At 64.5% G+C, this 17,347-nt stretch carries 18 protein-coding genes; 7 read left to right on the top strand and 11 right to left on the bottom strand.

Annotated features, from left to right (window positions below; translation table 11 throughout):
• The first annotated feature begins 5 nt into the window (after positions 1 to 5).
• Positions 6 to 587 (top strand): amino acid synthesis family protein, encoded by a 582-nt coding sequence (locus AYJ54_RS13740; RefSeq protein ID WP_063699440.1) that lies wholly within the window; start codon positions 6 to 8, stop codon positions 585 to 587.
• Between the two features lie 41 nt (positions 588 to 628).
• Here the strand turns inward: AYJ54_RS13740 and coaA are convergent, their stop codons facing one another.
• A complete protein-coding gene (gene coaA / locus AYJ54_RS13735; protein WP_063699439.1) occupies positions 629 to 1,561 on the bottom strand; it encodes a type I pantothenate kinase in 933 nt (310 codons plus the stop codon).
• 161 nt (positions 1,562 to 1,722) lie between these two features.
• Positions 1,723 to 2,550, bottom strand: coding sequence for an MBL fold metallo-hydrolase (locus AYJ54_RS13730; RefSeq protein WP_063699711.1), 828 nt, complete (start codon positions 2,548 to 2,550; stop codon positions 1,723 to 1,725).
• 95 nt (positions 2,551 to 2,645) lie between these two features.
• On the opposite strand from AYJ54_RS13730, the gene AYJ54_RS13725 reads away from it, so the two are divergent.
• Positions 2,646 to 3,506: a LysR family transcriptional regulator gene (locus tag AYJ54_RS13725; RefSeq protein WP_063699438.1), complete on the top strand. Its 861-nt coding sequence runs from the start codon at positions 2,646 to 2,648 to the stop codon at positions 3,504 to 3,506.
• 6 nt (positions 3,507 to 3,512) lie between these two features.
• Here the strand turns inward: AYJ54_RS13725 and AYJ54_RS13720 are convergent, their stop codons facing one another.
• From AYJ54_RS13720 to AYJ54_RS13710, 3 genes are all read right to left on the bottom strand, one after another.
• Positions 3,513 to 4,325 (bottom strand): Crp/Fnr family transcriptional regulator, encoded by an 813-nt coding sequence (locus AYJ54_RS13720; protein ID WP_063699437.1) that lies wholly within the window; start codon positions 4,323 to 4,325, stop codon positions 3,513 to 3,515.
• Between the two features lie 379 nt (positions 4,326 to 4,704).
• Positions 4,705 to 5,466 carry a hypothetical protein gene (locus tag AYJ54_RS13715; protein WP_063699436.1) on the bottom strand — a complete coding sequence of 254 codons (762 nt, stop codon included), beginning with the start codon at positions 5,464 to 5,466 and terminating at the stop codon, positions 4,705 to 4,707.
• Between the two features lie 14 nt (positions 5,467 to 5,480).
• Positions 5,481 to 5,669 (bottom strand): hypothetical protein, encoded by a 189-nt coding sequence (locus tag AYJ54_RS13710; RefSeq protein WP_063699435.1) that lies wholly within the window; start codon positions 5,667 to 5,669, stop codon positions 5,481 to 5,483.
• 251 nt (positions 5,670 to 5,920) lie between these two features.
• On the opposite strand from AYJ54_RS13710, the gene AYJ54_RS13705 reads away from it, so the two are divergent.
• Positions 5,921 to 6,895 (top strand): DUF2336 domain-containing protein, encoded by a 975-nt coding sequence (locus AYJ54_RS13705; protein WP_063699434.1) that lies wholly within the window; start codon positions 5,921 to 5,923, stop codon positions 6,893 to 6,895.
• A 265-nt stretch (positions 6,896 to 7,160) separates the two neighbouring features.
• Here AYJ54_RS13705 and AYJ54_RS13700 read toward each other — a convergent pair whose 3' ends face one another.
• Genes AYJ54_RS13700 through AYJ54_RS13690 form a run of 3 tightly spaced genes read right to left on the bottom strand, consistent with a single transcriptional unit; the run spans position 7,161 to position 10,113 of the window.
• Positions 7,161 to 7,505 carry a DUF1491 family protein gene (locus AYJ54_RS13700; RefSeq protein WP_063699710.1) on the bottom strand — a complete coding sequence of 115 codons (345 nt, stop codon included), beginning with the start codon at positions 7,503 to 7,505 and terminating at the stop codon, positions 7,161 to 7,163.
• Positions 7,506 to 7,562: 57 nt separating this feature from the next.
• Positions 7,563 to 8,270 carry a peptidoglycan-binding domain-containing protein gene (locus AYJ54_RS13695; RefSeq protein WP_063699433.1) on the bottom strand — a complete coding sequence of 236 codons (708 nt, stop codon included), beginning with the start codon at positions 8,268 to 8,270 and terminating at the stop codon, positions 7,563 to 7,565.
• A complete protein-coding gene (locus tag AYJ54_RS13690; RefSeq protein ID WP_136623673.1) occupies positions 8,263 to 10,113 on the bottom strand; it encodes a PAS domain-containing sensor histidine kinase in 1,851 nt (616 codons plus the stop codon). Before AYJ54_RS13690 ends, AYJ54_RS13695 begins: the two co-directional genes overlap by 8 nt.
• A gap of 387 nt (positions 10,114 to 10,500) precedes the next feature.
• Here AYJ54_RS13690 and AYJ54_RS13685 point away from each other — a divergent pair, with 387 nt between their 5' ends.
• Positions 10,501 to 10,926: a DUF5330 domain-containing protein gene (locus tag AYJ54_RS13685; protein ID WP_063699431.1), complete on the top strand. Its 426-nt coding sequence runs from the start codon at positions 10,501 to 10,503 to the stop codon at positions 10,924 to 10,926.
• A 77-nt stretch (positions 10,927 to 11,003) separates the two neighbouring features.
• A complete protein-coding gene (locus AYJ54_RS13680) occupies positions 11,004 to 11,429 on the top strand; it encodes a SufE family protein (RefSeq protein WP_063699430.1) in 426 nt (141 codons plus the stop codon).
• Between the two features lie 7 nt (positions 11,430 to 11,436).
• On the opposite strand, the gene AYJ54_RS13675 is transcribed toward AYJ54_RS13680, so the two are convergent.
• Both AYJ54_RS13675 and AYJ54_RS13670 read right to left on the bottom strand, forming a co-directional pair.
• Positions 11,437 to 11,850, bottom strand: a complete 414-nt coding sequence (locus AYJ54_RS13675) for a Ros/MucR family transcriptional regulator (protein ID WP_063699429.1) — start codon at positions 11,848 to 11,850, stop codon at positions 11,437 to 11,439.
• A 159-nt stretch (positions 11,851 to 12,009) separates the two neighbouring features.
• A complete protein-coding gene (locus AYJ54_RS13670; RefSeq protein WP_063699428.1) occupies positions 12,010 to 12,870 on the bottom strand; it encodes a hypothetical protein in 861 nt (286 codons plus the stop codon).
• A 310-nt stretch (positions 12,871 to 13,180) separates the two neighbouring features.
• Between AYJ54_RS13670 and AYJ54_RS13665 the strand changes: the two genes are divergently transcribed.
• Positions 13,181 to 14,830: a glycosyltransferase family 39 protein gene (locus AYJ54_RS13665; protein WP_063699427.1), complete on the top strand. Its 1,650-nt coding sequence runs from the start codon at positions 13,181 to 13,183 to the stop codon at positions 14,828 to 14,830.
• A gap of 215 nt (positions 14,831 to 15,045) precedes the next feature.
• A complete protein-coding gene (locus tag AYJ54_RS13660; protein WP_063699426.1) occupies positions 15,046 to 15,825 on the top strand; it encodes a class II aldolase/adducin family protein in 780 nt (259 codons plus the stop codon).
• Between the two features lie 107 nt (positions 15,826 to 15,932).
• Here AYJ54_RS13660 and AYJ54_RS13655 read toward each other — a convergent pair whose 3' ends face one another.
• Positions 15,933 to 17,327, bottom strand: a complete 1,395-nt coding sequence (locus AYJ54_RS13655) for a M20/M25/M40 family metallo-hydrolase (RefSeq protein WP_063699425.1) — start codon at positions 17,325 to 17,327, stop codon at positions 15,933 to 15,935.
• Positions 17,328 to 17,347: the final 20 nt, after the last annotated feature.

Genomic DNA, 17,347 nt, shown 5'->3' with positions numbered 1-17,347 from the left:
TTGCCATGTCGTCATATGACATTCGGAAGACCGCGCTCAGCATTGAGACGATCTGGCACGAGCGCGGCCCCCGGCTGGAGAAGCCGCTCCTGATCGGGACGGCCGTTGTGGTCATCCGCAATCCCTTCGCGGGCCGCTTTGAACCGAACCTCATGCCGTTTCAAGCTGCCTTGCGTGAACTTGGGCGCGAGCTCGCAACGCGGCTGATCGCGCAGATTGGCGGCGCGTCGCAAATCGAAGCCTATGGCAAGGGCATCATCGTCGGCGAAGACGGCGAGCTCGAGCACGGCGCCGTCTGGCATGAAGCCGGAGGCCAGGGAATGCGCGAGGTCCTCGGTCAGCCAAAGGCGATTGTTCCTGCGGCAAAGACCATCGGAGGCGCGGGCACGCGTCTCATGGTCCCGCTCGGCCACATCCACGCGGCCTATGTCCGCAGCCATTTCGGGACGGCGGAGATGACGCTGTGGGATGCACCGCGACGTGATGAGATCGCCTTCGGGCTGGTGATGGCAACCGGCGGCCGGCCGCACGCGCGCATCGGGGGACTCGCAGTTTCCGAGATCTCCGTGCACGACGGACAGCGTTGACGAGCGAGGCGGGGCGTCCGAGAACCTCCACAAACCGGGACCTACGTGCCGCGCAACCAGACTTCACCGATCGAATGGTCGGAACGCTTGCGCAGCACAACATCTGCCCGCGTTCGCGTAGGTTGAATATTCTCCCGGAGATTGGCGCGATGATGCTCGCGCCACAACCTGTCCGCGACCTCGCGCGCGTCTCCGGGTGGGAGATCCCTGTAGTGATGGAAATAGGAAGCGGGATCTCGGAAAGCTGTTCGCTGCAATCTGAGAAAGCGCTCGACATACCAGGATTGGATGTCAGCCTCATCGGCATCGAGGTAAATCGAAAAATCGAAGAAATCGGAGACCACCACCGGCTCTGTACTGCGCGCATGCAGGACATTGAGGCCTTCGAAAACCAGGATATCTGGCTGCCGGACCACTTGACGTTCCGAAGGCACGATATCGCCAATCAAATGCGAGTACACGGGTAGTTCGAGGTCAAGTTCAGCCGACTTTGAAGCCGAGAGGAATCGTAGCATCCGCGGGAGATCGTAGCTCTCGGGAAAACCCTTGCGTCGCATCAGCCCACGTTCCTCCAGAACGCGGTTGGAATGCAGGAAACCGTCACTCGTAACCAGCTCGACTCGAGGATGATCCGCCCAGCGCGCCAGAAGCGCGCAAAGCACACGCGCAAAGGTGCTCTTGCCGACGGCGACGCTCCCGGCCAATGCGATAATGTAGGGTGAACGGCGTGCCGGCCGACCGAGAAATTCTGCCTTGACGCGCATGAGGTTGCGCGCCGCCGAGAAATGGAGGTTCAAGAGGCGGGTCAACGGCAAGTACACGTCGGCGACTTCGGCAGACGTGATGGGCTCGTTCAAGCTGCGAAGCGCCGAGAGATCGGCTTCCGAGAGAGTCAGGGCCGTGTTGGCGCGCAATCCCGCCCAATCGCTTCGGCCGAAGATCGTGTATGCGGACAGCTCGTCGCAGTGTGTCATTCTCATCCGCTCACGGCGTGTCTGATCATCCCGTCAATTCTGTAAAGGATAGTCTTTCTCCTTCTTGAGGGTATCCAGGATTCAGCGAGATAGCCTCCCGATTTCCGCAACAATAGGCGTGGACGTCTGAGGCGCTCAATCGAACGCGACCTCGTCATAACCTAATGCGCGCCGCACCGGCAGTTCTCGTAGTCGACGGGATCATGGCTGTTGAAGATCGTCACGCGATCGCCGTGGTTCAGCTTCAGCGCGCGCAGCCGCGTCTGGTTCGCGATCCGGGCATTGCGATCCATGTCGACCCGGCGCTGGAAATGGCCGAGCACCAGCGGCATGCGAACGGATGCCTCGAGCTGGCCGTGAAAGAAATAGCTGTCGCCGGCATGCAGCAGCCATTTGTCACCGGAGCGCACCGCGATGCCGCAATGACCGAGCGTGTGGCCAGCGAGCGGGATCATCAGGATGTCCGCCTCGCGATCGCCCAGCGCGCGGACGCCCTTGAAGCCGAACCAGTCTTCGCCGCCTTCGCCATAGAACTTCCAGCTCGGTCCGTGCTGCCACTGCTCGGTGACGTAGCGGCCCTCGGGCGGTGCCGGCTTGCGCAGCACCGCCATCTCGTATTCGGCGCGGTGAACGTGGATCGCGGCATGCGGGAAGTCGGGAACGCCGCCGGCATGATCGCGATCGAGATGCGTCAGCAGCACGTGACGCACGTCGGTGGGCGAATAGCCGAGCGCCCTCACCTGCTGAACCGCCGTCTCGGATCGATCGAGCTTCGGCGCGGTCCGCCGCAGCCATCGCCGTCCGAGCCTTCCCGGTGCCGCGATATCGCCGAGCCCGATGCCGGTATCGACCAGGACCAGTCCGTCACTGGTTTCGACCAGCAGGCAATGGCAGACCATGCGTGCGCGCTGGAACAGGCCGCCGGTGCCGTTCACCAGGCGCCGGCCCATTGGGCACATCGTGCCGGTGTTGAGATGATGGACTTTCATCGAGAACCCTTTGCCGGTTGTGAGCAAAGCGTTCTTGTCACCGTCCGATCCATAGGTAAAATACTGAATATTGATATCATCTCTAGGCGTATCCTATGGACATCCGCGAGCTTCGCTACTTCGCCGCCGTCTATCGCGAGCGCAATCTGACCGCGGCGGCACGCTCATGCTTCGTGTCGCAGCCGTCGATCTCCACCGCGATCACCAATCTGGAGGCTGAGCTCGGCACCACCCTGTTCATCCGGCACAAGAAGGGCGTTGCGCCTACCGCCTCGGCCGAGCAGTTTCACGCTCTCGCCCGCCGCATCATCGACGAGGCCGACGCAGCACGCAGCCTGTTCAGGAAGCCCAGCGCGAAGACCACGGTGACACTGGGATTGATGCGCACGCTCGACGTGCCGCGCACGATCGCGCTGCTGAAACCGCTGACGGCTCGGGCGGACATTGCGCTTCGCCTTGTCGGCAGCGACGAGCGCGCCGATGCGCGGATCATCTCGAAGTCCATGCTGCGTACCGACGAGCACTTCGTCGCGCTCTGGAGCGAGCGCTATGTCGCAGCGCTGCCGCCGTCACACCCGCTGACGCTCAAGGACAAGCTCCGCGCCGCCGATCTTGCCGATGTTGCCCTGATCGATCGTTGCCACTGCGAGCAAAGCGAATTCTTCGGACGCACCGCGCAGCGGCGCCAGCCCGCCGCGATCGCACAATCGGAGGATTGGGCCATGGCGCTGGTCGCGGCCGGCGTCGGCATCGCCATCGTTCCGGAAGGCGTTGCGCACGGCAATCCGGACATCGCCGTCCGCGAGATCGAAGTGAAAGTCCGGCGCGAGGTCGGGCTCGCCTACCGCGCCTCGGCCCCGCTGGCGGACGCACTGAAGGATTTCGTCGCGAAGCTGCAGAAGCAGCGCTCGAAGTCAAAGCGGACCGCGCGCAAGGCTTCCAGCCGCGGACGTTGATCAATGCTATTTTCCCGCCCGCGAAACGGCTCTGGATTCACCGCCGGCTCCGTCGGAGGCGACGATCGCGGTTTCCCGGAACGGCGCATGGGCAGGCTGCGGCGCCGACAATTCCTGGCAATACATCCGATGGATCTTGCTCTGCATGAGCGCATAACAATCGCATGCGACTTTCTCGAGCCGCGCCCGATCGATCTCGACAAACCCGCGACGATCGGACGGGACAGCGCCGGCCTCGCGCAGCTTGCTCATCGTCAGAGTCACTGTCGTCCGCCGTACCCCAAGCAATTGCGCAAGCGCCTCCTGCGTCACCGGAAGGAGGTCATCGGGAACGCGGTCGTGAAGCTGCAGGAGCCACCGCGCCATGCGGCCATCCACCCGGTGCAGCGCGTTGCAAGCGGCTACGTGCTGGAGCTGCAATAGCAGCGCGCGGGCGTGGACCTGCACGACATTCCTGATGGCTGCGCTTTGCGCATAGGCCGCCCGAAATTTGGCGGCGGAAATCAGCGATGCTGTGCCGGCTACGCGAGCAATCGCGGTCACGGATGAAAGCGACGGGCCGAGCACGGAGAACGAGGCCAAAGCGCCTTCCCGCCCCATCAAGGTGGTTGCGACCGTTTGCCCGTCCGGCATGTCGAGCATGAAGGCGATTGCGCCGCTATGGGGAAAATAGACCGGGTCGAGCTCATCGCCCGACCGCACCAGGACGGCATCGGGCTCGAACGTGACCTTCTGGAAGTAGGGCGTGAGCAAGCCGAGATCCGCCGGCGGCAATGCCGCCAGTAGCCGATTCCCGACGTCAGTGCGGTGGACGGTCATGCTGCCTTCTTGTGAACGAGCACCCGATGAACGACGGTATCCATTTGGTTCATCAACCATGATTATCCGAAATACGAATTGCCGAACGAAGCCATCCAAACAGAGCCGTTAATGGGGATCAAGCACGGACAATTGCGGAGACCTTACCGGCGTCCTCGCAGCGCAAACAGGACCTGGCATACATCATACTTTTGACGATCTTTGCCACTCGGCAAGGCGCCCACGAGGCGATCGACTAGCGATGGTTGCGGCAGCGCGTGAGTCCGCCCTTGGCCCGCCCTGGACCTGCGACGACGTCCGCTATTGTGCCGCTCTTGGCGAACGAGCAGACCTCGGGTGCGCCCGACACCCGGCCCCTGATCTATGCTGTACAACGTGGTCAGCCACGCACGCTCACTGAGCGGCCGTAAGGCGGCTGCGCCGCGACCGGAGGATTGGCGGTCTGCGCGGCGAGTTCGCCGATCAGGCGATCGGCGTCGGCGGCCATGCCGTCGGGTGCCTGGATCACCAGCCGCTCGAGCGCCCAGCGATAGGACGAGACGCGCTGCTCCAGGCATTGTTGCACCCACTGGACGATCAGCGAGTTCTCCTGCATGCGCGCGACCGCGTCCGCCCTCTCCCTCGGGGAGAGTTCGGAGACGCGCGCCATGCTGGCGTCGCGCTTGCGATCGAGATCAATCACGCGGATCGCGCTGGCGAAAAACGGCTCGAAGCGGGTGATGTCGTTGCGCACGTCCTCGATGAGCTGGGCATAGCGCGAGGAAAACGAGCGATGCGGCTCGTCGATCAGCGTGCGACCGTACATGGTGCGGTCGAACACGACTTTCTGCTGCCAGGGCGACGGCAAGGCCTTGTAGTCGCCGAACACGCTCTTCCAGGCCGGGCGCGACAGCGGCGGCTCGATCAAGGGATAGGCGAGATCGCGAAGCTGGCGCTCTTCCTCGGTGAGCTGGAATTGCGACGCCTTCAGACCGACGCTCGAGGTAACTTCTGCGCCAAGCCAGCGATGCATGTCGTCGCTGCGCATATCGGCGCGGGTGCGGCCGAAATCGCCGCCGCTGCAGGCCGCGAGCGTCGCGCCGATCAGCGCGAGCAGCACGACCGATGAGATGGACCGGATCTGGCGGATCGTTTCCGGCATTGCACGAGCCGGGCTTAGCGACGGCGACGACGCCGCCCCGGCGCTGTGCCCTGTTCCGGCCCACGACCGCCGCTGGTCTCATCCGCCTCGCGCTCGATGCGGATCACGGGAAGGATCAGGACCGTTCCCAACTCCGTGCGCGGTGCCACTTCCCCCGACGAGGCGGGCCGGCGACCGGCCGGAAATTCGATGATGGTCCCCATGTCAGCTCTCTTCAATTGCCGCCGACCGAAGCGGGTGCTGCAACATGGGATCATTAAGATCAGTTATGGTTAACGGGATGTAAACATGCCCGCCGGACCGTAGCCGCGCGGGCGCGCCGCGTCGTCCCGTCGCGGCACGACAACACCGGAAAACAGGTGTGCGGTTTCACATCTCGTTTTCCTTAACGAGCCTTTAAAGGAACCCGCGATAGGCTCAAAGCAAGGATCTCTTCCAAGTTGCGTACGCCTCAATGACCAAGTCGCTGTTTCCCGGATTCGACGGGCTGATGACCCTCTCCCGTCGCGAAGGCGTCGATATCCGCCCGACGCTGCTGCGCGTGCTGACCGACCTCTATGTCCAGGCGAGCAGCCACAGCGAGGACGAACAGCGGCAGTTCGTCGAGCTCGCCACGCGCCTCATTGATCAGGTCGACGATGCGACGCGCGCCGTCGTCAAGGCGCGGCTTGCGATCTATCCCTCGACGCCCGCCCCGATCATGCAGAAGCTCGGGCTGACGGCCGCGCAGGAGGGCCGCCGGGTTTCGCTCGCGCGGGAAATCCCCGCTGCTCCGCCGGCTCCCGCGGCAGCGCGCACGCCGACCGACGCGGAATTGCGCATGGCCTCGAACATGGCGATGCAACCGAAGGACGCCGCCGAAATCCACGACATGTTCTTCCGCGCCGGCGCATCGGAGCGCGCCGTGATCCTGCACAACCTGGCGCAGACGCCGCTCAAGGCCGCCCCCCGCATTCCGACCGTGCGCGCCAAGCGCGCGATCCAGATCCTGGAGATGGCGGCAATCGCCAATGACGTCGAGAACTTCACCCTCGAGCTTGGCGACAGCCTGATCCTGCCCTCGCGCGTCGCGGCGCAAATCGTCGACGATCCCGGCGGCGACGCGCTGGCGGTTGCCGCACGCGCGCTCGACATGCCGAGCCCCAATTTCCAGCGCATCTTGCTGTTCTTCAAGCCGGAGATCGGCACGTCCGTGAACAATGTGTACCGGTTGTCGCGACTCTACGACCGCCTGAGCGACCGCTCCGCACTGGTGATGCTAGCTGCCTGGCGCGGCTCGACGCTCGCCGTCACGCGCGCCAAATACCAGTCGTCGCTGCATGACGCCGAACGCCAGCGCGCGCGTTCGAGCGCGAGCCAGCCAAGGCCGGGCGTGCAACCCGGCTCCAGCCCCGCGGTGCGGACAGGCACCGGCGGGTCGGACCGCTAGAGCGGACTTCCTTAGGTTGAATTGATAGAGCCGCGGGCTCGCTCAACCTCTCCCGCTTGCGGGGGAGGCATAGGCCGCCTTCGGCGGCCGTCCTTAAGGGACGCCGAGGCGAAGCCTTGGCTATGGCGAAGCGCCGGGTGGGGGCTCTCTCCACGTTGGAAGTCTCGATTGCGGCGACACCCCCACCCCAGCCCTCCTCCGCAAGCGGGAGAGGGAGCGCACCTCCGACGTGGCACCGATCGAGGTTAATCCGATCGCGCTCCAATCAGGTTCGCGCCAGCTCCAGGAAGTGCCGGCCGGCGCGGTCTTCCGTCTCGACGATCCAGGCATCCGGATCGAAGCGGATTTCCTTAGTCAGCCGCTCCTCGACGGCCTGCTCCGGCTGGGGCTGCGGCGCAACGGGCACGAAGAAGCGATCGACGGGCCGGCCGTCGTCATAGACGGTCTGTGGCGCCGGCACGTACAGCATCGCATTGCCATCGAGCAGCGAGACCTTCACGAACACCGCGCCAGCTTCTTCGGCGCCGCGACGGCGCACCACGCCGAACACGCCCTCGGCCTGGCACCGGCGCAGATAAGCCGCAACCCAGATGTTGGATTTCAACCGCATGAGCAGGAAAAGATAGGCCAGCGCAGGGATGAGCACCAGCCTCCGCAACGATGACTGTTATTCGACGGGATGTCCGATCGCGGCCGCAAGCTCGCGCAGCAGGCGATCAGATACCTGTCCGGTGACCGCCATCCTGTGGTCGCGCTCGAACTTCTGGATCGCAGACTGGGTCTCGCCGCTCATCGTGCCCGTGACCTTCAGCTGGCCATAGCCATATTCGGACAGTGCGCGCTGCACGCCGGCGATGCGCCGCGCCGCGGGGCTCTGCTGCACCGGGATCGGTGCCGGCGGGCGGGCGATGGCGACGGACGGCGGCGTCGGCGTTGACGTCGTGGCCTTGACCAGGTTGGTCATGGGATCGCCCGATCTGGGTGTTGACGCGGTCGCCTCGACGGGCTTCTCCGGCGCCTTCTCGGCAGGCTTCGGTTCGACGCGAAATTCCGTCGCTTTCGGCTCGAGCGGCGAAGTATCTGCGCCGACGGGACGCGGCCGCGGCAGCGGGTTCGACAGTGCAGCAGACGACGGCCCAGGCAGATTGATCACGGTGCCGAACATCGGCGCCGGATGTCGACCGGTCTGGAGGAACAGCGCGTTGCCGACGATGGCGCAGACAGCGGCAACGGCGACGAGGCCGGCCAGCGTATCCTTGGGGCTGTGCAGCAGGATCCGCATCGCGAGATTGCGCTCGGTCTCCACATCGACAACAGCAGCCTTGGCGCCACGGCGGCGCGGAGCAGCTTCGTCTTTTGCAGACTTTCTAGGCACTTTTCTTCACCAGAGCAGGTTGGTCCTGAAGTTCTTGGCGCGGCGCCGGCGTCAACGTCGCGATCTTGCTGTCGGACGGCCTGACTTGCGGCGGCGTGTAGACGAGCGGCAGCTTGACGGTGACGGCCGTCCCCTCGCCGAGCCTGCTTTGTACCGTCAATTCGCCGAGATGCAATGCCACGAGGCTCTTCACGATCGACAGACCAAGCCCCGTGCCTTCGTGGCGGCGCTGATAGGTCTTGCTGGCCTGGAAGAACGGCGCGCCGATGCGCTTGAGATCGTCGGGCGCGATGCCGACACCGGTGTCGCTGATGCGAAGCGTCAGCTGCGACGCCGAGGCTGATGCGGCAACCGCGACCTGACCGCCGCGTTCCGTGAACTTGATGGCGTTGGCGACGAGGTTGAGCACGATCTGCTTGAAGGCGCGCGGATCGCCGGTCATCATCGGCAAGTCCTGCGGTGCATCGGTGATCAGATCAATGCCGTTGTCCCGCGCCTTCAGCGCGAGCAGATTGCAGCAGTGTAGCAACGCGGCGCGCGGCGCGAACGGCTCCGACGCAATCTCGAAATTGCCCGACTCCATCTTGGACATGTCGAGGATGCCGTTGACGACCGACAAGAGATGTTGGCCGGAATCGTTGATGAGCTGCGCATATTCCTTGCGCTGGACCGCACCGAGCATCAGCGTCTGCTCCTGCGCGATCATCTCCGAAAAGCCGATGATGGCGTTGAGCGGCGTGCGCAGTTCATGGCTCATGGTGGCGAGGAAGCGCGTCTTGGCGGCATCGGCCGCGGCGGCGGCGCTGCGTGCCTGATCGAGCGCCTGCTCCTGGAACTTGCGATCGGTGACGTCGCGCATCACGGCGACAACTTCGGCCTCGCGCGCCGCGTCGCGAGCGGGCTCCTGCTCGAGCGGCCGGCAGCGCATGTCGACCCAGATGAAATCGACCTGGCCGCGCTCGGGCCCGGCATTCTCGCGTCGCAGGCGGAACTCGACGCTGCGCACCTCGCCGCGGGCTGCATCGGACAATGCGGTGAGATAGGCCGGGCGATCGGCGACATGAACGCGATCGAACAGACCATGGCCGAGCAGTTGTGCAATCGGAATCCCGAGCATGGTCTCGGCCGCCGGCGAGATGAACTGCACCGCGCCGTTGCGCTGATGCCGCGAAATGACATCGCTCATGTTGCGCGCGAGGAGGCGGTAGCGCTCCTCTTCCCGTGACAGAAGCGCGACGCTGGTGCGCGCCAGGGATTCCGCACCAAAGGCGAGACCCGCGGCATAGAGAGTCGCCGAGGCGACGCCGAATGCCATGAAGACGCCGCGTTCGGTGGCGCTCGGCTCACCGGGCGGCAACCACCCGAGTTGGCTGAATATGATCAGTATCCCCGCACAGGACAGCGCGAGCAGCGAGGCGAAGGCCGCAACGCGGCGCGAGGCCGACAGCGCGGCTTCGAGGGGAACCACGACCAGCCAGATCGCGGCGAAGGATTCGATCCCGCCGGTCGTGACCGCGACCGCCATGATCAGGGCGGCGAGCGCCAGCGACGACAGCACGTGCGCGCCCTCGTAGTGACCGGTGCGCGACAGGAACCACGACAGCAGAATCGGCGCGATCAGCCATGCGAACGCGGCGACCTCGATCGCGCTCGGCGCGCCGCGCGTCGCAAGGTAGACCGGAAAGGCGGCAAAGGCGGCCAGGCTGCCGAGCAGCCTCGGCGCCATGAAGGCACGATGGCGCGCTCGCGTCAGCGCATCGTAACGCGCGGAGGGATGCAGCAGCGCATCGAGACAATCACGGATGATACTCAAAACTGTCACGGGTCTCGCGCTTCGGCTCATTCGTCGAAAAGACGCGCCGGAACGCCTCCTTATCGTTGAGCCACCGTGTCAGAGTGACATTAAACGAACGCTAAGGCGGCAGCCCTTGCAGCCGAACACCATGTCATCGCGAAGCCTTTTAAGCGATTTGACGACATCTTTAGCGGGGATGGTGAACGCGAGGTTTCGGCTCCGCCCTCATGGTTTCAAATTGGTGGACGTGCGGTGGCGGCAGGACTACGGGACGCCGGCGTCAATCGAAAATTTACGAGACCGTCGGCCGCCAAAAAATTTGCGTCAATTTTCGACGAATTAAGCTCAACGCAATCACTTGCGATTTATCGAGGATTGCTAGGTCGGACGTGCGCGGGGATCGCCGCGAGCGGGATCTAACACACAGGTCGCAAGATGCGCTTTCTGCTTCGCATCACATTCTGGCTCGGGCTGGTGCTGGTGCTCCTGCCGCGGGACAAGACGCCCGAATCGGAGAAGCTGCCGCAGATCGGCGCCGCCGATGCCGTGCAGGCTGCGACCGCGGCCGTCTCCGACATGACCCAGTTCTGCAAGCGCCAGCCGGCGGCCTGCGAGGTCGGCGGACAGGCCGCGACCATCATTGGCCAGCGGGCGCAAGACGGCGCGCGCAAGCTCTACCAGATCATCAACGACAAGAAAGAGCAGATCACCAACGACAAGAATGACAAGAAGGCGCCCGACCACACCGGCTCGATCGCGATGGCCGGCGAAGGCGATTCGGCCGCGAGCGAGGCGCCGCGCGACACCCTGACCCAGGACGACCTGGCGCTGGAATGGCGGGGGCCAGGGCCCGCGAATTAGGGCCCAAACCCTATCGATTTCGCTCGTTTGCGTCCCTATATTGGCCTGAACAGGGGATCACGGGCCGATATGCCGATATGACGACGATTGACGAGATCAGGGACAATTTCGAGGTTCTGGACGACTGGGACGACCGCTACCGGTACGTCATCGAACTCGGCCGCACCCTGGAACCGATGCCCGAGGCGGAGCACTCGGCCGCGAACAAGGTGCAGGGCTGCGTCAGCCAGGTCTGGCTGTCCAAGCGCATAGACCGCGGCAACGGCGCCCCCCTCCTGAAATATCTTGGCGACAGCGACGCGCATATCGTGCGCGGGCTGGTTGCGATCCTGCTCTCGCTCTATTCCGGCCGCACGCCGCAGGAGATCCTGTCGACCGACGCCATCGCGGTGTTCGACGAATTCGGCTTTCGCGAGCACCTGACGCCGCAGCGCTCCAACGGCCTGCGCTCGATGGTCGAGCGCATCCGCACCGACGCGAAAGAGGCGCTCGCCGAAGCGTGAGGCAGCGCTACTTCCGTTTCCGCTGCTGCTGTCCGAGCCCCATCTGCTTCGCCAGTTGCGAGCGCGCCACCGCATAGTTCGGCGCGACCATGGGATAGTCGGCAGGCAGGCCCCATTTCTCGCGGTATTGCTCAGGGGTCATGTTGTACTGGGTGCGCAGATGGCGCTTCAGCGACTTGAAGCGCTTGCCGTCCTCCAGGCACACCAGATAGTCCGGCGCGATCGATTTCTTCAGCGAGACCGCCGGTTTCGCCGGCTCGAGCGGCGCTTCGGTTCGGCCCGAGGAAACCCGCACCAAAGCGCCATGCACCTGGCTGATGAGGTTCGGAATCTCGCCGGCCGGCGTCGGATTGTTGCTGAGATAGGCCGACACGATGCTCGCCGTCAGCTCGATGAAATTTTTGCCCCCGGCATCCGACATGGGCTCACCCCCTAACTAGGCTCCGTTCGCGCTGGATTGGCAACGCGGAAGTATTTTGTGTCAACAATACGTTCGGCTGAAATACGACGACTGGCGAATATGGGCCGATGACTGGTCAGATGACAAGAACAGCGGTGCTTTACTTGACCGCTGCAGGCGTCAGGACCGCTGGTCGAGATGGGCGCGCAATTCGTCGATCGAGGCGAAGCGCATCATGCCCTCCGGCATCTGCGCTTCGATCGATCCGTCGGAATAGAGCGAATAGGCCATGCCGTCGACAACGCCTGACTTGAGAATGGTAACGGGCGGCTGCTCCGCCGGCGGCGCGGGCTCGGGCTCATGCGCGGCAGCCTCGGTGAAGGACGAAGGCGAGCGCGGCGATGGCGACGGACGACGCGACACTGCGGGCTCGGGCGGCCGCACCCGGTCCGGCTTCGGCCAGGCATCCTCGAAGCTCGCAGGCGGGGCCTCCGCCGGAGCGGGTGCCCCAGGCTCGGTATGCGGTTGCGGCGGCAGTCCATCGGCAGCTTTGCCCTGGGCCCGTTCGCGCTCCCTGCGCGAGGTCGAGGCAAACAGCAGGTTGCGGCGGCGCGGTGCCTCGGGCGCCGCAGGCGGGGGAGCTTCGGGCGCCGCGGGAGCCTCGACGCGCGACCGCTCGCGTGCGGCAGCATCCTCCAGCCATGGCGGCGGCGCGGCCGACGGCGGCCCTGGCTCGACCTTCATCGCTGGTGCAGGCGCCGGCTCCACTCCCGGCGCGCCGGCTGTCGCGACACCCGGCGGCTGCACGGACCGGACCCGAACTTCCGGCGCGGTCAAGCCCGCGAGCCGCCGCCCGATGCCCTTCAGTTCCAGGACCACGGCGAACAGGCCCATCAGTAAGAATCCGGAGCAGACGCCCATCGCGCCGGCAAGTATGAGCGTATTGCCGAAGCTGAATTCCTTGACGGGGATGCCAAATAGGATCGCAAGGAGGCCCGCCAGGACGGCGAAGATCCCCGCGATCAACAATGCCAGCGTCATCGAACACACCCCCGGCCGCGCAACGACGCGCGACACCCGTTACGCCACGATACCGTCATATTGCGTACCTCGCCAACGACCAATTGCCGCCAACGTTCCTTAAAGAAAGGAAATCAGGGACTTATTCACATTCCCTTCAGCATCGGTTCGCTAGCTTTAGTCGGCTCTTAAACTGGAAATTGCTGCGTCGCATCAGGAATTTAGCCATAATGCCCAATTACTTGGTAATGGAACTGCGCTATAGGGATTCCGGGGAACAGGCCCCCGCGCACCAGCAGGGCCAAGAGGGGATTCCGGGTCGCCAATAGCCATGACATCCATCACGACTTCGGCGATCGACACGCCTCTTCGGCGCTCGATTGAACGGACTTGCGACGATCTCGCCATGCTGGTGCTGGCTGCGGTCGCCGTCATTGCAGGCTTGACCTTCCGCGACTACGGGCTCGGCTGGGACGACTACACTCACGCCGAATATGCCGACCTCCTGCTGCGCATGTTCGGTTCCGGCTTCAACGACACCGCAGCACTGTCCTTCGCCAACCTCTACATGTATGGCGGCGGCTTCGACATGGTCGCAGCCCTCCTGCACAAGGTGCTGCCGCTCGAGCTGTTCGAGACGCGCCGCCTGGTCGGCGCCATCGTCGGCGTGATCGGGCTCGCCGTGACATGGCGGCTCGGCCGCCGCATCGGCGGACCGCTCGCTGGACTTGCGACGCTGCTCCTGCTCGCGCTCTGCCCGATCTTCTACGGCCACATGTTCATGAACCCGAAGGATGCGCCCTTCGCGGTGGCGATGATCATCCTGATGCTGGGCCTGGTGCGGCTCGCCGAGGAGTATCCGCAGCCCTCGCCGCGCACGATCCTGATCGTCGGCCTCGGCGCGGGCCTCTCGATCGGCACGCGCATTCTCGGCGGCCTTTCGCTGGTCTACGCCATGATCGGCTTCATGCCGATGTTCCTGGAAGAGCTGCGCATCGAAGGTGCGCGCGAAGCGGTCCGCCGCTTCGCCCATGTCGTCTATGTGCTGCTGCCCGGCCTCGTGTTCGGCTATCTCGTGATGGGCCTGATCTGGCCGTGGTCGATCATGCAGCCCGGCAATCCCTTCGAGGCCCTGACCTACTTCTCGCACTTCTTCGAGAAGCCCTGGAAGGAGATGTTCGACGGCGCGATCGTGTCCGTGCCCGACATGCCCTGGTCCTATCTGCCGACGCTGTTCGCGCTTCAGCTTCCCGAGGTGATGCTGTTGCTGATGACCGGCGCCGTGATCGGCACCTTCGCACTGCTGCCGCGCCGCGAGGTTCCGGCGCGCCGCAAGACCATCCTCTTGATGCTCACGCTGGCTGCGACGCTGCCGCTGGCGATCGCGATGGTGAAGCGGCCGGCGCTCTACAACGGCATCCGCCATTTCGTCTTCGTGATCCCGCCGATGGCCGTGCTCGGCGGCGTCGCCTTCGCCTGGGCCATGGAGCGCCTGCGCGCCAATCGCCGCGCCTGGCAGCCGGTCGTGCTCGCCACCTTCTGCTTCGGCCTTGCGCTGCCGCTCGCCGAGATGATCCGGCTGCATCCGTATCAATACACGCACTTCAACTACATCGCCGGCACCGTGCGCGCCGCCGACGACCGCTTCATGCTCGACTATTGGGGCCTGGCGCTGAAGCAGGCCTCCGACGAGCTGCGCGAGCAACTGGTCGAGCGCCAGGAAGTGCCGCCGCGCAATCGCAAATGGAAGGTCGCGGTGTGCGGTCCGCAGCGTCCGGCGCAGGTCGCGCTCGGGCCCGATTTCACCATCGGCTGGGACTCCAACGCCGCCGATTTCGCCATGACGCTCGGCGAGTTCTACTGCAAGGGCCTCACCGCACCCGTCATGGTCGAGATCAAGCGCGACGATGTGGTGTTCGCCCGCGTCTACGACATTCGCGGCCGCAGCATTTCCAGCCTGCTGTCGATCCCGGCTCCGTAATATTGTTGTCGGATCGACTGCATCGGCAGCCGGAACATCATCCCGGCTCCCGTAGCCAGGATGGAGCGAAACGGAATCCGGGACAGCAAGTCTCCCGCATTCCGCTTCGCTCCATGCGGGCGACGCTTGACTGCCGCGCGAGAGACGCGCCTTGCCGCCGGTATCAGCCGCGACTACGCTCGATCTCGCAACAACGATGTTCGGAGAGACCAGCCATGTCGCCAGCGGAAGCCCGCCTGAAGGAAGTGCCGTCGAACATGACGGAGGCCGAGTGGCAGCAACGGGTCAATCTCGCCGCGTGCTATCGCCTCGTCGCGCTGTACGGCTGGGACGATCTGGTCGACACCCACATTTCCGCGCGCGTGCCCGGTCCCGAGCATCACTTCCTGATCAATCCCTACGGTCTGATGTTCGATGAGATCACGGCGTCGAGCCTGGTCAAGGTCGACCTGCACGGCAACCAGCTCACCGAGAGCGAATACAGCATCAATCCCGCCGGCTTCACCATCCATTCGGCGATCCACGAGGTGCGCGAGGACGCGATCTGCGTGCTGCATCTTCACACGCTCGACGGCACCGCGGTCTCCAGCAGCGCCGAGGGCCTCTTGCCGCTGAACCAGACCGCGCAGCTCGTCACCCATGATCTCGCTTATCACGACTACGAAGGCATCGCCCTCGATCACGACGAGCGTCCGCGGCTGCAGAAGGACCTCGGCGACCACAACCACATGCTCCTGCGCAATCACGGCACGCTGACGGTCGGCCGCTCGGTCGCCTCCGCCTTCGAGCGCATGTATCACCTCGAGCGCGCCTGCTCGATGCAGGTGCGCACCCGCGCGCTGGGCACGCCGGTGTATCCGGTCGACGAGATTGCGATCGACAAGAACACCGAGTTGTTGTCGAACCGCGACCGCGCCGAGTTGCGCGCCACCAACCTGGTGTGGCCGCCCTTGCTGCGCAAGCTCAACCGCGTCAATCCGGGCTACCGGTCTTGAGATTTTCGGGATTTGGTGTAGAGTAGCGGTCAACTACCTCTGCACGTTTTGGAATGAAACGCCGCCCAATTCCGGGCGGCGTTTTTGTTCTGTGCGCACTCCACGCCCTACTTCACCTCCGCCAACGCCGCGAGGATGCGCGCCCAGGAGCGGATGCCCTTCTGAAAACTCTTCAGGTCGTACTTCTCGTTGGGCGAGTGGATGTTGTCGTCATCGAGCCCGAAGCCGACCAGCAGCGAGTCCAGCCCAAGCGTGCGCTTGAAGTCGGCGACGATCGGGATCGAGGCGCCCGAGCCCATAAGCACGGTCTCCTTGCCCCATTCGTCCGTCAGCGCCTTCTTGGCGGCGGCGAGCGGCTTCATGTTCCAGTCGAGCGCGACTGCGGGCGCGGCGGAATGGTCACCGAACTCGACCTTGCAATCCCCCGGAATGCGCGCCGACACGTAGTCGCGGAAGGCCTTGCGGATCCTCGCGGGATCCTGCCCTTGGACCAGCCGGAACGAGACCTTTGCCGACGCATGCGATGGGATCACCGTCTTTGAGCCTTCGCCGATATAGCCGCCCCAGATGCCATTGACGTCGCAGGTCGGACGCGTGGAGGCCTGCTCGACCATGAGCCGGCCCTTCTCGCCGGCCGGGATCGACAGCCCGATCGGCTTCAGGAACGTGTCCGGCGTGAAGTCGAGTTTCTTCCACTGCTCGAGGACGTCCGGCGGCGTATCCTTCACACCGTCATAGAAGTCGGGAATGGTGATGCGGTTGTCGTCGTCGAACAGGCCGCCGAGGATTTTTGTCAGCACCCGGATCGGGTTCATCGCGGTGCCGCCGAACACACCCGAATGCAGGTCGCGATTGGCGGCGGTGATCTTCACCTCTTCATAGAGCAGGCCGCGCAGCGACGTCGTGATCGCCGGCGTGTTCTGGTCCCACATGCCGGTATCGCAGACCAGCACGTAATCGGCCTTGAACTCGTCCTTGTTGGCCTCGATGAAGGGTACGAAGTTCTTGGAGCCGACCTCTTCCTCGCCCTCGATCAGGAAAGTGATGTCGATCGGTAGCGAGCCCGTCACTTTCTTCCAGGCGCGGCAGGCCTCGACGAAGGTCATCACCTGCCCTTTGTCATCCTCGGCGCCGCGCGCGACGATGATCTTGCGGCCGTCGGCGTGATCGGTGACGGCGGGCTCGAACGGCGGACGGTGCCAGAGGTCGAGCGGATCGACCGGCTGCACGTCGTAATGGCCGTAGAACAGCACGTGCGGACGTCCGCCCGCCTTGCTCTTGCCGACGACGGCGGGATGACCTGCGGTCGGCCGGACCTCGGTCGCGACGCCGAGGCTTGCGATGTCCTTGGCCAGATGCTCGGCCGCAGCCTTGCAATCCTTGGCGAAGGCCGGGTCGGCCGAGATCGACTTGATCCGCAACAGTGAGAACAGGCGCTCGAGACTGTTGTCGAAATCCTTGTCGATATGGTCGAGCACGGACTGAAGCTGCGCGTTGGACATTTTCGTGTTCCTGGCTGTGG

The organism is Bradyrhizobium centrolobii, from assembly GCF_001641635.1.
Lineage (GTDB): Bacteria > Pseudomonadota > Alphaproteobacteria > Rhizobiales > Xanthobacteraceae > Bradyrhizobium > Bradyrhizobium centrolobii.
Note: the sequence above shows the minus strand (reverse complement) of the source record. Positions and strands in the feature narration are given on the sequence as shown.

Bases quoted from the DNA above. Each gene is read 5' to 3' on its own strand.
- AYJ54_RS13660 (WP_063699426.1), top strand. From the start codon at position 15,046: ATGTCGCCAGCGGAAGCCCGCCTGAAGGAAGTGCCGTCGAACATGACG.
- AYJ54_RS13715 (WP_063699436.1), bottom strand. From the start codon at position 5,466: ATGCCGGAAACGATCCGCCAGATCCGGTCCATCTCATCGGTCGTGCTG.
- AYJ54_RS13685 (WP_063699431.1), top strand. From the start codon at position 10,501: ATGCGCTTTCTGCTTCGCATCACATTCTGGCTCGGGCTGGTGCTGGTG.
- AYJ54_RS13665 (WP_063699427.1), top strand. From the start codon at position 13,181: ATGACATCCATCACGACTTCGGCGATCGACACGCCTCTTCGGCGCTCG.
- AYJ54_RS13655 (WP_063699425.1), bottom strand. From the start codon at position 17,327: ATGTCCAACGCGCAGCTTCAGTCCGTGCTCGACCATATCGACAAGGAT.
- AYJ54_RS13710 (WP_063699435.1), bottom strand. From the start codon at position 5,669: ATGGGGACCATCATCGAATTTCCGGCCGGTCGCCGGCCCGCCTCGTCG.
- AYJ54_RS13740 (WP_063699440.1), top strand. From the start codon at position 6: ATGTCGTCATATGACATTCGGAAGACCGCGCTCAGCATTGAGACGATC.
- AYJ54_RS13680 (WP_063699430.1), top strand. From the start codon at position 11,004: ATGACGACGATTGACGAGATCAGGGACAATTTCGAGGTTCTGGACGAC.
- AYJ54_RS13675 (WP_063699429.1), bottom strand. From the start codon at position 11,850: ATGTCGGATGCCGGGGGCAAAAATTTCATCGAGCTGACGGCGAGCATC.
- AYJ54_RS13720 (WP_063699437.1), bottom strand. From the start codon at position 4,325: ATGACCGTCCACCGCACTGACGTCGGGAATCGGCTACTGGCGGCATTG.
- coaA (WP_063699439.1), bottom strand. From the start codon at position 1,561: ATGACACACTGCGACGAGCTGTCCGCATACACGATCTTCGGCCGAAGC.
- AYJ54_RS13705 (WP_063699434.1), top strand. From the start codon at position 5,921: ATGACCAAGTCGCTGTTTCCCGGATTCGACGGGCTGATGACCCTCTCC.
- AYJ54_RS13725 (WP_063699438.1), top strand. From the start codon at position 2,646: ATGGACATCCGCGAGCTTCGCTACTTCGCCGCCGTCTATCGCGAGCGC.
- AYJ54_RS13690 (WP_136623673.1), bottom strand. From the start codon at position 10,113: ATGAGCCGAAGCGCGAGACCCGTGACAGTTTTGAGTATCATCCGTGAT.
- AYJ54_RS13670 (WP_063699428.1), bottom strand. From the start codon at position 12,870: ATGACGCTGGCATTGTTGATCGCGGGGATCTTCGCCGTCCTGGCGGGC.
- AYJ54_RS13730 (WP_063699711.1), bottom strand. From the start codon at position 2,550: ATGAAAGTCCATCATCTCAACACCGGCACGATGTGCCCAATGGGCCGG.
- AYJ54_RS13700 (WP_063699710.1), bottom strand. From the start codon at position 7,505: ATGCGGTTGAAATCCAACATCTGGGTTGCGGCTTATCTGCGCCGGTGC.